The 13,898-nt window shown below is 45.8% G+C and carries 14 protein-coding genes; 6 read left to right on the top strand and 8 right to left on the bottom strand.

What is annotated here, in order from left to right; translation table 11 throughout:
- Position 1: 1 nt before the first annotated feature.
- Together ACIM339_RS01680 and ACIM339_RS01675 are read right to left on the bottom strand one after the other, a co-directional pair.
- Complete coding sequence (locus ACIM339_RS01680) at positions 2-748, bottom strand: ATPase domain-containing protein (protein ID WP_337954354.1); 747 nt, start codon at positions 746-748, stop codon at positions 2-4.
- 45 nt (positions 749-793) lie between these two features.
- The gene (locus ACIM339_RS01675) at positions 794-1,978 is read right to left on the bottom strand and encodes an MFS transporter (RefSeq protein ID WP_015282862.1); all 1,185 of its coding nucleotides are present in this window, start codon (positions 1,976-1,978) and stop codon (positions 794-796) included.
- 75 nt (positions 1,979-2,053) lie between these two features.
- On the opposite strand from ACIM339_RS01675, the gene ACIM339_RS01670 reads away from it, so the two are divergent.
- Positions 2,054-2,731 carry a helix-turn-helix domain-containing protein gene (locus ACIM339_RS01670; RefSeq protein ID WP_015282861.1) on the top strand — a complete coding sequence of 226 codons (678 nt, stop codon included), beginning with the start codon at positions 2,054-2,056 and terminating at the stop codon, positions 2,729-2,731.
- On the opposite strand, the gene hutH is transcribed toward ACIM339_RS01670, so the two are convergent.
- From hutH to ACIM339_RS01650, 4 genes are read right to left on the bottom strand one after another with little or no spacing between them, the layout of a single operon-like run.
- A complete protein-coding gene (hutH, locus tag ACIM339_RS01665) occupies positions 2,715-4,214 on the bottom strand; it encodes a histidine ammonia-lyase (protein WP_015282860.1) in 1,500 nt (499 codons plus the stop codon). The two genes, ACIM339_RS01670 and hutH, sit on opposite strands and share 17 nt — an antisense overlap.
- A gap of 31 nt (positions 4,215-4,245) precedes the next feature.
- Positions 4,246-4,860 (bottom strand): hypothetical protein, encoded by a 615-nt coding sequence (locus ACIM339_RS01660; RefSeq protein ID WP_015282859.1) that lies wholly within the window; start codon positions 4,858-4,860, stop codon positions 4,246-4,248.
- Complete coding sequence (locus ACIM339_RS01655) at positions 4,857-6,188, bottom strand: TldD/PmbA family protein (protein WP_015282858.1); 1,332 nt, start codon at positions 6,186-6,188, stop codon at positions 4,857-4,859. The genes ACIM339_RS01660 and ACIM339_RS01655 overlap by 4 nt, the downstream gene beginning before the upstream one ends.
- Positions 6,185-7,555, bottom strand: coding sequence for a TldD/PmbA family protein (locus tag ACIM339_RS01650; protein WP_015282857.1), 1,371 nt, complete (start codon positions 7,553-7,555; stop codon positions 6,185-6,187). Before ACIM339_RS01650 ends, ACIM339_RS01655 begins: the two co-directional genes overlap by 4 nt.
- Positions 7,556-7,736: 181 nt before the next feature.
- Here ACIM339_RS01650 and ACIM339_RS01645 point away from each other — a divergent pair, with 181 nt between their 5' ends.
- Genes ACIM339_RS01645 through ACIM339_RS01630 form a run of 4 tightly spaced genes read left to right on the top strand, consistent with a single transcriptional unit; the run spans position 7,737 to position 11,039 of the window.
- Complete coding sequence (locus ACIM339_RS01645; RefSeq protein ID WP_015282856.1) at positions 7,737-8,702, top strand: TIGR00341 family protein; 966 nt, start codon at positions 7,737-7,739, stop codon at positions 8,700-8,702.
- Between the two features lie 35 nt (positions 8,703-8,737).
- Entirely contained in the window at positions 8,738-9,472 is a 735-nt protein-coding gene (locus ACIM339_RS01640) for an isopentenyl phosphate kinase (RefSeq protein ID WP_015282855.1), read from the top strand.
- Complete coding sequence (gene fni / locus ACIM339_RS01635; RefSeq protein ID WP_015282854.1) at positions 9,469-10,482, top strand: type 2 isopentenyl-diphosphate Delta-isomerase; 1,014 nt, start codon at positions 9,469-9,471, stop codon at positions 10,480-10,482. Before ACIM339_RS01640 ends, fni begins: the two co-directional genes overlap by 4 nt.
- Entirely contained in the window at positions 10,464-11,039 is a 576-nt protein-coding gene (locus ACIM339_RS01630; RefSeq protein WP_015282853.1) for a ZPR1 zinc finger domain-containing protein, read from the top strand. The genes fni and ACIM339_RS01630 overlap by 19 nt, the downstream gene beginning before the upstream one ends.
- Here ACIM339_RS01630 and ACIM339_RS01625 read toward each other — a convergent pair.
- The gene (locus ACIM339_RS01625; RefSeq protein ID WP_015282852.1) at positions 11,031-12,236 is read right to left on the bottom strand and encodes a serpin family protein; all 1,206 of its coding nucleotides are present in this window, start codon (positions 12,234-12,236) and stop codon (positions 11,031-11,033) included. The genes ACIM339_RS01630 and ACIM339_RS01625 overlap by 9 nt on opposite strands.
- 75 nt (positions 12,237-12,311) lie before the next feature.
- Between ACIM339_RS01625 and proS the strand changes: the two genes are divergently transcribed.
- Complete coding sequence (gene proS / locus ACIM339_RS01620; protein ID WP_015282851.1) at positions 12,312-13,712, top strand: proline--tRNA ligase; 1,401 nt, start codon at positions 12,312-12,314, stop codon at positions 13,710-13,712.
- Here proS and ACIM339_RS07960 read toward each other — a convergent pair.
- Positions 13,706-13,882: a hypothetical protein gene (locus ACIM339_RS07960; RefSeq protein ID WP_015282850.1), complete on the bottom strand. Its 177-nt coding sequence runs from the start codon at positions 13,880-13,882 to the stop codon at positions 13,706-13,708. The two genes, proS and ACIM339_RS07960, sit on opposite strands and share 7 nt — an antisense overlap.
- Between the last annotated feature and the right edge of the window lie 16 nt (positions 13,883-13,898).

Below are 13,898 nucleotides of genomic sequence, written 5' to 3'. Positions count from 1 at the left end.
CTCAACGCACCTCCACACTGCCTCCCTTCAAGAGGGGAGCAAGAAGTATCCCTATGGAAGTTAAATCAAGCACGTATTTTGCGCGGGAATGGGTTGTGCCCCTCATCTTTATTACCTGTATTGTGCGAAGCAGATCTCCGCGTCTCTCAAGGTTGCCCATGAATATTATGCCATCCGCAATTGCCTCCTCCACACCGTACTGGGAATAGCCTGCTGAGGATGGAAGAAGTTCTGATACAAGAAGTGTGGTGCATCCCATATCGGATAGGTCCTTTCCAAGTTGGAGTATGAACTCTCTTATCTGCTCCTTGGAGGTGAGGCGGTAACATATGGATGTTATTGAATCTATCACCAGTCTCTTTATTCCGAGTTCCTTTACCATTTTCACTATCTGTGATGCGAGAATGTTCACATCCTCAAGGGTGAACTCAAGTTTTTCAAGTCCAAGTTTGACGTATATCTCCTGGAGGTCCACGAATATGAGTTTCTTTTCCTCAATAAGACGCATGTCAAAGAATTCGTATGTACGCATATTTTCAATGAGTTTTTCCGGTACTTCTGTGACTGATATGTACATTGAGCGTTCACCCATAAGTGCGCCCCTCACAAGGAATTCCAAACTCAAGGTGGTTTTTCCTGTCCCGCAAGATCCGGTTACAAGTATGGTATTGCCCCTCGGAATCCCCCCGTTTAGCACGTTATCTAAACCTTCGATTCCGGTCTTACACCTCTCCCTACCTGTTATCATTACCAAATAGTAAACTCTCATTCCTATATCTAATTTTCTAAACGGTTATCTATTTCTCACGAGCAGAAGAAATGCCAGGATTCCTCCAAGGAGATAAAGCATCCCCGACAATGCAAATAACAACCACGGGGTGATCTGGTATATGTATCCTCCTATGGCGCTTAAAACCATGGCGGATATGTATGAGAGGAATAGGAAAACGCCAGTGTACCTTCCCCGATTTTCTATGTTCACATAATCCGCTATTAGTCCATTGCTCGCCGGCTGGCTGAACGCTTGTGATAGACCTATGAGAATTGCGTAGGTGAACAGGGCAAATGTGGAGGGAACTATGAACACTATAAGTGCCGCTGCTGCCATTAATTCGCCCAGCATGTAGAACCTCTCTTTACCACGAGAATCAGCTCTCCTTCCAATCGGTATGCCAACAAGCACAATGATAACAGTTATCATTGCCATGGCAATTCCGTAGATGAGCGAGGAGGTGTATCCATAGGCGTATTTCACAACGAAGTATCCGACCATGCCACCTGCAGCGGATGTAATCATATTTATGAGCAAAACTCCCTTTGCCCCTCTTCCCAGTTTTTTAAGAATTCTGAAACTCTCAATGAATTTCTCCCTGTTTTTATTTGGTTTTATTGTCTCCTTCAGTTTTATTCGAAGGAGGGCTGCTATTACGGAGATGATGAATAGCACGATGTATCCAATTCTCATACCTGGTACCGTACCGTAGGTGTAGATCAACGCTCCCCCAATTATAGGTCCAAATATGCCGGGTATCATGGAGATATTTGTGATTGCAAAACCCTCCGCTCGGCGATGTGAGGGCAGAGAATCCATCATCATAGAGAAAAGAGCCGGCTGGTAAAGAAGGGCCACATTTGAAATGATGATCCCGACCAAAATCCATTGCCAGGAGGGTGCCAGTGCAAATATGAGCATTGAAAATGCCATTATACTCGTGAATATCACGATGACCTTTCTCCTCCCAAAGGCATCTGCAAGATACCCTCCCGGAATCTGGAGCAGGGCCATCATCCCGAAGGTGAGAGCGCCCATCAGTCCGAGGATAACATTGCTTGCCCCCAATGCGGAGAAGTAGATACCGTTGAATCTCATGACCAGACTGTGACCAAAGTTGAGCAAGATCCATGTAGTGAACAGAACTCCAATATTGCCCCTGAGAATCGTCCGTAGATCTGAGTGCAGATTTTTAAGGTAATTCATTTGCATGTGCATGCATATGCCATTATTTATCCTTTCTGTGAAGAAGATTTAAATTTCATAGGTGCATGGATTATTATGGACCTTCGAGAGAAAATTGCCGGAGAGATTGTGCTCTCTCCCAGGCCTGGTGCAACCATGCGTAAGTGGAGGGAGATGTTTGGAATATCCCAGCAGGAGCTGGCGAAATATCTGGGGATATCTTCTTCTGTGATAAGCGATTATGAATCTGGCCGCCGCAAGTCTCCGGGTGTGGTTATGGTTCGCAAGTTTGTAAATGCCCTTATTGAAATTGACGAATCAAGGGGAGGGGTAAAAATAAAGGAACTCTCAAGCACCTACGGAGAGGAGGCGATAATAGATATTCGCGAATTCCCCTACGAAATAGGCGTGAATGATTTTTTTAACATGATTGAGGCTGAGGTTGTGAATTCTGAACTGGAGGCAAAACGCCCTATTTATGGATACACCATCTTGGACAGTTTGAAGGCCATACTACATTACAACTCTTTTGACTATCTCAGGGTTTACGGATGGAGCATTGATAGGGCTCTGATATTCACAGGGGTGCATTACGGGCGCTCTCCCATGATTGCAATCCGTGCTCATCCTCTAAAACCAAGCGCTGTTGTCTACGTGAGGCCTGGAAAGGTGGATGAACTCGCCGTCAAACTGGCGACCATGGAGGAGATCCCCCTGGCGGTTACCTATCTGGAGGTGAAGGAGATAGAAAAGAGGCTCAGAGAGATAAGTTGATTTTTTCCTCCACGCTCCTCACAATTTCCTCGCTGTCAATTTTTCTCTTTATTCTTTCTATGATTGGGGAATACACGGTATCCACTTCAAATTTCTCAACTCCAAGTGCCCTCATTGCCCTCTGGATGGCTGGAGCGGAAAAGCCTCCAATGTGGAGAGCCTGATTTGCGCAAAGGTACTCAATGGCAACTATGTACTTCACGTTATCCACAATTTCCCTCAATTTTATGGCAGAGTTCATTCCCATGCTCACGTGGTCCTCCTGATTGGCGCTGGTTGGTATGCTATCTGCGCTTGCAGGATACGAAAGAATTTTATTGCGATTGCATAGGGCGGCTGCAGTGTACTGGGGTATCATCAGCCCTGAGTTTGTGCCGCTGTTTTCAATTAGGAACGGTGGGAGATTGCTCAACTTGGAATCCACAAGTCTGGCGATGCGTCTCTCGATCATATTGCCCATGTCAGTCAACGCTATTGCCAGAAAATCCATGGCTAGGGCAATGGGCTCGCCGTGGAAATTTCCTCCGGAAATGGGCTCGTCGAATATTAGTGGATTGTCCGTTGCTGAATTTATCTCCCTCTCCACAACATCCCTGACGTGGTTTAGAGTATCCAGAATTGCTCCATAAACCTGGGGCGTGCAGCGCAGGGTATAGGCATCTTGAACCTTTTCTGCTCTTGCCCTTTCAACGATCTCGCTGTCTTTCAGTAGCTCCCGGAGTATCTTGGCGATCCTGATCTGCCCGGGGTGTGGTCTTGCTCTCATTATCCTTTCATCCAGAGCCCCATCCGTGGCCTTAAGTGCCTCAAAACTCATGGCTGCGCTTATGAGGGCGTTCTTCATTATATTGTATGAGTCGTAAACTGCAATTGCAGCGTGGGCTGCCATCATCGCGGTACCGTTCAGAAGTGCGAGACCCTCACGCTCTTGAATTTCAACGGGTTTTATTCCCGCCTTCTCCATGGCCATCTTTCCATCCATAATCTCCCCCTGGAACTTTGCGTACCCTTCACCGATCATGACCAGAGCCACATGGGCCAGGGGGGCAAGATCCCCGCTTGCACCAACGCTTCCGAATTTTGGAACGAGGGGGGTAACCCCAGAGTTTAGCATGGAGATCAGAGTTTCAATTATCTCCAGTCTAACTCCAGAGAACCCCTTCAAAAGACTGTTGGCTCGGATAAGCATTGCAGCTCTGACTACTTCCTCAGAGAGGAAGTCTCCAACACCTGAAGAATGGCTTCTTATGAGGTTTATCTGCAGATTTTTCAGATCTTTCTTGGGAATTCTCACATTCACGAGTTCTCCAAGTCCTGTGTTTATCCCGTATACAACACGCTCTTCTTTCAATATTCTCTCGACAACATCCCTTGAACGCTTAACCTTTCGTATTGAAGATTCAGAAATCTTGACTCTCTCTCCAAATCTGGCAACCCTAACAACATCTTCCACTGTCAGATTCTCCCCGTTTATTTCAAGCATGGTTGGAGAATGCGCCGAAGGATTAAAATTTTTATTTTCTGAATCTCTTTATTGCAAGAGCAACGGCCACGATCACCGCAAATATCGTAGCACCAGTCAAAAGATAGAGTTCAAGGGGTACAGTTTCCTCTTTTTGAGGGGGTGTGGGGTACTCTGCGTGGTCCAGAAATATGAATTTTTCCTTTGAGAGATCTGCAATTCCCGCGTAGGCATTCACGGTTATATTACCCGTCAAGTTCTGGAAATAGCCCTTCGGGATACTCCACGTCAGAGCAGAGGTGTTTATTGTGTAATCCACAATATGCGGTTTTCTGTTCACCATTATGTAACCCATGGCCTTTGAGCCATTTTCTGTGGCGAGGAAGCAGTGGACGTAGTTTCCAAAATTGTCTGTGATATTCACATCGTATTCCTTGAGATACCCCCTTTCTGGAACAACATTGATCATCCCCCACACAACCATCGTTATGGTCACATTCTTTTCGTTTACATTGGAGTATACCTCTGAAATATCGTAGTCCACAAACTTATCCGTTATCTTTGGAGAATTTATTTTGAAATGGGGGTACTCTCCCTGGGCGATGGTGGCGAAGATTGATAGAAGGATTGCGGATATCATAATTATTGGAATGATTTTTCTCATCATTTGCTCACCGGTGCGATTTTCACATTCTCAAACAGTATATCCGGCATTGTTCCATTACCCATCATCACTATGTTTTTCTGAGTGCTGGAAATATCCTTCACGTTCTTCAAAAGGTTGTAAATGTTACCTGACATCATGAACACTGTGGAGCCCACTATTTTTCCATATTCAACCCTGAATGCGGGATTTGCCACCACGCTGAAATCCCCCGTATCTGGGTTGCTCGAATGCGCACCCTGGAACCCTGACACAATCAGACCATTTTTCATATCGCTGAGTAAATCCTCCCTTGATATATTTCCTGCTTCTATTACGAGGTTGTGAGCACCTATGCTTATCCCGCCGGTTACCAGACTTCTTATTCCATTCCCGGTACTTCCCTCACCGCTAACATTTCCCCAGTAATTGTCCCAGAGGAATCCCTTGAAAACACCGTTCTGGAACATCACATTTTTCCTTGAGGCCACACCCTCATCATCCGCTATGACTGGAGATGTGCTGAGGGGGTGCCATGGGTCATCCACCATGTTTATCTTCTCATGCAAAATCTTCTCGTTAACCATATTTGCCAGAGGGGAAGTGCCCTTTACCTTTTTTTCACCGTTTAGGGCTGGCAAAAGGGCGAAGTATATCAGTTCTGCAAGTGCCAGAGGCTCAAGCATAACATCATTCGTTCCATCCTCTGTTTTTACAACCCTGTAGGCGTATTTAAGTCTCTCAAGTATGGAATTCACCACAGAATCAGTGGAAATATTTGTATCCCTGCGAACATCAAACTCCATGATCCCTGGGGTGACCACACCATCCTTTCTGCCTATGGCGTAGAGGTAGAAGAACGTGCCTCCGAATTCCTGAAGCACATCCACTCCCCGGGAGTTCATTATTCTGTTTTCGGACCAAAAACTTCCTGCGGCACCCCCAGCCACCATGGCGTTTTCATCCCTCGTTTTTATCTCCTTTATTGCTTCATTGGCCATATTTACCAGAATATCTGGGCTCAGATTTTTTAGTTCATCGCTGACCTCAATTTTCACATTGGCGTATTTTTGCTCCCCGGGCAGGCTAACCCACCTCTCGTCAGGCTCGTTCATCCTGGCGCTCTTTGATGCCATCTCTATGCCCCGCTTTATCTCATTTTCATCGTTGCTATCCACTATGTATATGCCCACCCGTTTATCCTTAATACCCCTAATCACGGTTATGGTTCTATCGCTTGTGGATGATAAAGATACCTGATTGAGTTCAATGTCCACGGAGGTTTCCTTCTTTCTGTAGGTTGCAATCTCAATCTCATCAAAGAACTTCTCACCATACCTTATGAGATTCATTGCTGACCACCTACCACTATGCCACGATCAAATCTCATATGGGGTCCTCCGCTGCTTACATAGGCAGTCTGACCCTTTCCGCAGCGCCCCATCTCAAGCCCGAAATCCTTTCCAACTCCGGTTATCTGCCTCAATGCCTCTATGGCTATGCCGCTTATGGAGGTATCCCTTATGCTCTCTGCAATCTCTCCATTGCGTATCACATAGCCCTCCTGTACACCCACCTGAAATGAGGAATTCATCTCAGCCTGCCCACCCCGGAAATCCACGAGGTAATAGCCGAATTTTATGCCTTCAAAAAGTTCTTCAAGACTCATATCCCCCCTCTCAAATACGGTGTTTCTCATCCTGATTATTGGGGGTACAGTGTAGTTCTCAGCCCTTGCATGGCCATTTGGTCTCATTCCGAATTTTGCGGCATACTCGCGATTAAGCATGATCTCATTGAGTACTCCGTTCTTTATTATGTGAACATCCCTGACCCTCGTGCCCTCATCATCGTAGAGGTTGTTTCCAAACCCGTTTTCCACGATTCTATCACTCATGCTTACAAATTCAGGTGCTATCTGCTTCCCTATCAAGTCCCTGAAGGGAGAGTTTATTGTGAGGTCGGCCTCTGCAAGATGTCCAAGGGCCTCGTGGGCTATTATTCCCACTATTATGGGTCCCGCAACCACGGGAAACTCTCCGCGTTTTGCAGGTACTCCGTTTAGTTGTCCCCTCAATTTTTTGAGTATCCTTTTTGCGATCTCCTCGTTGTTCTCCTCCTCAAACAGTTCCCAGCCCCTATCAATACTGCCCACCTCGTCTCTGGCGGCTGCCATTCCCCTCTCGTTTTTTCCCGTGAGCCATATGTACTGCCACACATAGTCCATATCCCAAACAATTCTAGTTCCCTCAGAGGTGTAGAGAATTTTTGTTCCCGAAGCATCCTGGTATCGAATGTGGGTGGATGCAACTTCGGGAGCCTCTTTTATGCATCTTTCCAGATCTTTCATTCTTCTGACCTTCTCCTCAATGTCCACATCTTTTGGCTTGATTTTCATCTTTGAGCGGACAACATCCTGTACAATTTCAATATCGGCCAGTTTGATTTTTTCGTGCCTGCCAAAGGCAGAGGCCTTCGCCATCCTGTATGCATCCTCAACCGCATCCTTCAGTTGCTCAAATTTATTAGTGGATGAGAACCCCCAGGCTCCGTTTGCGAGAACTCTAACTCCAAAGCCAGAGGATTTTGATGAGGTGAATGTTGGGAAAACGCCATCCTTCAGTTCAATGCTCAATTTTGATAACTCTTCACCCCTGATTTCTACATATTCTGCCTTCACATTCTTTTCGGCCCATGCCATTATGCCCTCTAAATCCATCCAATCACCTGACTGATGGATATCCCCGAATTCTATAAATTATTTTCCCGCAGAAAACCTTTTAATTTGTGGTGGGGTGAAAAAATTTTTGGGGAATCGTTGGGAGTGTGAATTGTGGGTAAAACTGGAATATCATTGGTTGGAACGCAAATCTTAATATTCACCACTTTCATATTCAAAGGTGAAGCGTGTAACGGTCATAGCCCAGAAATCTGAAATGGACAGGGTAAGAAATGCTGCGGGGGATTTTATTTACAATGTTGAGTTGTTGGAGAATGACCTGGTCCGGGTGGACATATACGTGAATGATGCCCTGCTGGATAAGTTAATTCCCAAACTTGAGAACTCTGTGGATTTGAGGCATAAGGATAGTGTGATAGAGGTATCTTCACCGGATTTCATCATCTCCTCATCCCTCAAGAGAAAGGAGAGAAAAGCAGGCTCTGAGAGAGCAACAGTGGAAGAACTTTTGGCATCCTCCAAAAAATATGCAAAGATTGATTTTGGGAAAACCCTGCTCACTATAATAGCGGGTCTGATAGCCCTCATAGGCCTGTTCCTCAACAATGTGCCCATTATCATAGGTGCCATGCTTCTATCACCTCTCCTGGGTCCAATTTACAGTTTTGTCATAAATACCTCTGTGGGAAGAGAAAAGGATGCATTTTTGAGCATAGCAAATCTCACCATAATGCTCATCCTCGTGCTCATAACCTCTTCCATAGCAACCCTGACAATCTCCGCCTTCATGCACCTCTCACTCACCACGGAGATCCTTCTGAGGTTCGATACAAATCCAATATACATCATTATGGCCCTTCTCCTTGGATTTGCCGCGGTTTTCGCCTACGCCAAGGGATTATCCGAAAGCATTGCCGGTATTGCAATAGCCGCCGCCATTTTGCCTCCCATGGTTGTCTCCGGTATAGCCCTGGCACTGTATATGGATTATCTGCTGAGACCATTGATTTTGAGTATGGAGAACATAGTTGGCCTGGTGGCTGGGGGACTCATTGCAATCATAGTCCTGCGCATAGAACCCCGCAGATACTACGAAAAGGCCCGGGCAAGGAAAATGAGAAGAAGGACTTATCTCACCTTGACAGTTCTGCTGGCAATTCTTGTGCTTCTGGCCATCACAATTTAGGAAAAGATTATTTATTCCCAAGCCTTTTTCTTTCCATGCTCCTGGTGAAGATGGGGGGAAGCGTGATAACAGATAAGAGGGTTTACAGAAGGTTCCGGGAAGATGTGATGGAGAGGATAGTCAAATATCTTCCAAAGGAGGATTTGATAATTGTGCATGGTGGAGGTTCCTTTGGTCATCCTCTGGCAAAGAAATACGGGATAACGGAGGGATTCTCAGAGGAAAAGACCATGGGATTTGCAGAGATAGGAAGGGATATGGAGGATCTTAATCTGAGGATCATAGAAATTTTGATAGAGAATGACATTCCTGCCGTATCCATTGCGCCCCATTCCTTCCATATTTTCGGAGAGGAAATGGATCTCCACATATTTGAGAGATTCCTCTCTCTGGGTTTGGTGCCCGTTACCTACGGGGATATAATCCTTGATTCTTCGCAGGGTATAAACATATGCTCTGGAGATTACCTGATGCTTCAACTTGCCAGAGAATTCAGGCCCGAGAAGGTTATATTCCTCACAGATGTGGACGGCATATACGATAGGGATCCCTCAGAACAGGGAGCAGAACTCATAGAGGTGCTGAGGAGGGATAGCAAGGTAGAGACGATCATAAAGGTGGATGATGTTACTGGAGGGGTTGCCTACAAAATATCCATCATGAGGAAAATTGCGAGGTACAGCAGGGTATATGTGCTTAATGGATTTCATCCCGAGAGGATAGAGAATGTTTTAAATGATGAAGATTTTGTAGGGACGGTGGTGGAATGATAGAGGATCGCAAACTGGAGCACATAAAAATATGCGCAGATAAAGATGTTGTGGCCCATCACAATTACTGGGACGATGTACTGCTCAAGCATGAAACCATACCAAGGGTGGATCTTGAGGATATTCGCTTAGATGTGAATTTTCTGGGGAGGAAACTGAATTATCCAATAATAATAGATGCTATGACAGGAGGTCACAGAATCGCGAAGGTGATAAACGAGAACCTTGCAAAGGCGGCTGAGGAACTGGGCATAGGTATGGCGGTGGGCTCCCAGAGGGCTGCCATAGAGAATAAAGAACTGGAGGATACATATTCCATAATTACCAAGTACGAGGTTCCACTTCGCATAGGGAATCTGGGTGCTCCTCAATTTGCCCTTGGCTACGGTGAGGAGGAGATAAGAAGGGCCATGGAGATGATAGATGCCCATGCCATGGACATACATTTCAACTACCTTCAGGAGGCCATTCAGCCTGAGGGAGATACGAAGGTTTCTGGGTTGAAGGACAAACTGAAAAATCTTGCGAAAAGGTATCCGCTTATAGCCAAGGAAACCGGGGCAGGGATAAGCAGAATCGCTAGTGAGTTCTTCAAAAATGCTGGATTTAAGGCGATAGATGTCAGCGGGGTGAGTGGTACAAGTTTTGCAGCCGTGGAATACTATCGTGGTGGTGACGAGGGCCAGTTGTTCTGGGACTGGGGACTGCCAGCACCCTATTCTCTCCACATTTTAAGAGATCTGGATATGCCATTGATAGGAAGTGGGGGAATAAGAAACGGACTTGATGCTGCCAAGGCCCTAGCCCTTGGTGCCAGCGTGGTTGGCATTGCAAGGATACTTCTCAAGCCAGCCATGAAGTCCCATAAAGATGTGATTGAAGTATTGAAAAGAGTAGTGAAAGAGATGCGCATAGCAATATTCCTCTCAGGATTCTCAGGTGTAGCGGATATGAAAAATGCGGAATATGTGGTAAGGGGTGAACTGGCCCTATGGTTGAAACGATTATAGATTCTCCATGCCCCATATGCGGAAAGAAAACCCTCCTTTACAGGGCGGAAGAACTTGATTTACCCCATTTTGGTAAATGTCTTCAAACTACGATAGTATGTAAGAGTTGTGGATTTCGCCACGCGGATGTGATGATGCTGGAAGTTCACGAGCCCATGGAGTACAAGGTGAAAATAAAGGGGGAGGGGGACCTTTACATAAAGGTGGTACGCTCAACATCGGGAACCGTGATAATACCTGAGATCGGTGCAAAACTGGAACCCGGGCCCTTATCGGAGGCTTTCATAACCAATGTTGAAGGTGTTTTGAATCGCTTCGTTGATATCCTTGTGCAACTCCTTCACGACACACCCGAAAAGAAGGGGGACATTCTTGCTCTTCTCAGAAAGATAGGATACATAAGGCATGGGAGAATGGAGGCCACACTGATCATTCAGGATCCCCTGGGCAACAGTGCAATAATAAGCGATAAAACGGAAAAGAGAAAACTGAGCGAGGATGAGGTCAGGAATCTAAAACTTGGAGAGTTTACATTGGACTTAAAGGATTTAAGATGAAGGATCTGCGACCTCCCCCATAAACAGGATCGCACCGGTGACATCGTCTTGAATAAGGAACACAAATGGATGATCCGCTCTGAATTCATACTCGTAGGGAAGGTACGCTGTGGCGCCTACGCCCACCGCAGTGGCAGCGGCCGCCTCCGTACCATTTTCACCCACTCTTATATATGCCTTGTGAAACACATTGTTTATGTAAACGCCTTTTCCTATGCCCTGAAAATTTACATCCTTGGTGAATGCGTTTCTGAGCCCTAATCTTTGAAGTACTTTCTTCAAATTGAAGTGTGAGGTGATCTTAAATCTGGGTAGAATTACCTTCACTCTATGCACTTTCATTTTCTCTCTCCATTCCCTTATTTTATCCACGCTTAAGTGAATATTTGTGCTCCTGCTTTTTGGTAGAATGATTAGCATTGAAAGCCTGTTTCCCCTGTACGGAAGTTTCAGAACCTGAAAGCTGTTATCCTCTACATACTCAAAATTTCCCTGTGTGTGCATCATAGGTACCTTAACCTTACCACCGGGGGTGTAAAAATAATCATCGTATGTCCTATTTGGGTCAAATTTCTGCGTCCATATCGCTTTGAGGTATATGGCATTTACAAGCACAAGTATGGTGAAAGGGCTCAACCCTCCCTCGGGAATCACCTCTTTTATCTTTCCCTCTGTGTAATTTTCCACCCATGAATTTATTGTTTTCCTCGCCAGTTCTGCATACTCATAATTCAAATTCTGCTCGTAGGCATCGTAATACTTCTTTATGAGTGAAATGTAACTTTCGTTTATGGGATACTGGATGCTTGGCCATATTGAATTTGCAATTTTGAGGGTGTATTGGGTATTGTCGCACAGATTGTGAAGCAAGTACCCTATGCTCTCGTGCAATACCGTTCTATTTTCAGGATAGCCCAGCACCTTCTGCATATCCATGGCAGTCTCGCCCCCCGCTCCTTCATAGGCCATGGCCAGGGCTATCCATATGCTTAGAGGTGAGAAAACGATGTTTTCTCCACTAAATTCGTTGAATAATTTTAAGGCAAAGGTTGTGCTTATATTTGCAATAACCTCCACATTTCTTGGGGGAGAATGTCCATATTCCTGCGTGTTTTCTGGACGAAAAATTGATGCCCCTATGCCCGCAGCGAGGAATAGGAGAGTTAGGAGTGAAGCGGCAAATTTCTCGGGGGCCATGATTCACACTACCCTTGCTCCTATTTGAATGTTTTTAATGAGAATTTTTAAATAAACCCATACTTTTCTCGCCATATGGAGTTTCCAAAGGAGAATTTCAGCGAGTGGTACAACGAGGTAATAGAGGCCTCGAGGCTTGTGGATAAGAGGTATCCCGTGAAGGGCATGCATGTCTGGCTTCCCTACGGCTGGCAACTTATGAGAAATATAGATGAGTACTTTCGCAGGATCTTTACAGAGCATAGGCATCAGGAGGTTTACTTTCCCCTCCTTATTCCAGAAACGGAGTTCAAGAAGGAGGCTGAGCACATTGCGGGCTTTGAAAATGAGGTTTACTGGGTTACCCACGGGGGCCTAACACCACTGGATGTCAAACTCGTAGTGAGGCCCACAAGTGAGACGGCCATGTATCCAATGTTCTCCCTGTGGATTCGCAGCCATGCGGATCTACCGCTACGCATATTTCAAATTGTGAATGTTTTCAGGTATGAGACAAAGCAAACTAGGACATTCATACGCGTTCGCGAGGTGCACTTCTTTGAGTCCCATACAGCCCATGCCACTGCGGAGGAATCCGAGGAGCAGATAAGGGACAACATTGAGATATGGAAAAAAATAGCGGAGAAACTTGCACTCCCTTATTTGCTTGTTCGCAAAACCGATTGGGACAAGTTTCCAGGAGCGGCGTATTCCATTGGGGCTGAGACCATTATGCCTTCAGGCCGCACATTGCAGATTGCAACCATACATCAGTATTTTCAGAACTTCTCAAGGGCCTATGGAATAGAGTATCTGAAGGAGGATGGAACCCATGATTTCGTGCATCAGACCACCTTTGGAATGAGTGAGAGGCTTATAGGAGCGATAGTGGGTATCCACGGAGATGATAGGGGCCTTGTTCTGCCTCCGGAGATCGCTCCAATCCAGGTAGTTATCGTTCCCATAGTCACAAAGAAAAAGGAGGATGTGCTGGAGGAGGCCAGAAAAATAGAGGAGGAATTGCGCGGATTTTTCCGTGTGCATCTGGACGACAGGGATAATTACACCCCCGGCTATAAGTTCTACGACTGGGAATTGAAAGGCGTGCCTCTGCGCCTTGAAATTGGTCCAAGAGATATGGAGAGGGGTCAGGTTGTTCTTGTGAGGAGAGATACCAGGGAAAAATTGAGTGTGATGAGGGAGGAATATATTGATAAAATTTCAGAACTCCTGCAGAGCATACAGAGGGATATGCGAGATAGGGCTGAAAAGGAGATGATGGGCAGGATAAAAAGGGTGGATACTCTTGAGGAAATAAAAGAGAATGAGGAAGTATCCATGGTTTACTGGTGCGGTTCTGAGGAATGTGGGCACAGGATGGAGGATGACACTGAGAAGAAAATAATAGGCATATCTCTGGAGAATCACGAGCCAGGAAAATGCATAGTTTGTGGAAGAGAAACGGATAAAATGGTCTACATTGCCAAACCTTACTGATTTTCAACCTTTGCCAGAAGTGTACCCAGTATCCCAAACACTATTAGGGATACACTGAGGGAATACACCCCCAAATCCGTCCAGGCATCGTACAGGAAGGACCATGAGAAGTAGAACACCACACCAATCGTCAGTAGCATCCAGCTGAGGATCCATAGCCAGCGAACCATAAGAATGGGAAGATAA

The organism is Aciduliprofundum sp. MAR08-339 (assembly GCF_000327505.1).
In the GTDB taxonomy this organism is placed as follows: Archaea; Thermoplasmatota; Thermoplasmata; order Thermoplasmatales; family Aciduliprofundaceae; genus Aciduliprofundum.
The sequence above is the reverse complement of the archived record's forward strand: the minus strand, read 5'-3'. Positions and strand labels throughout refer to the sequence as shown.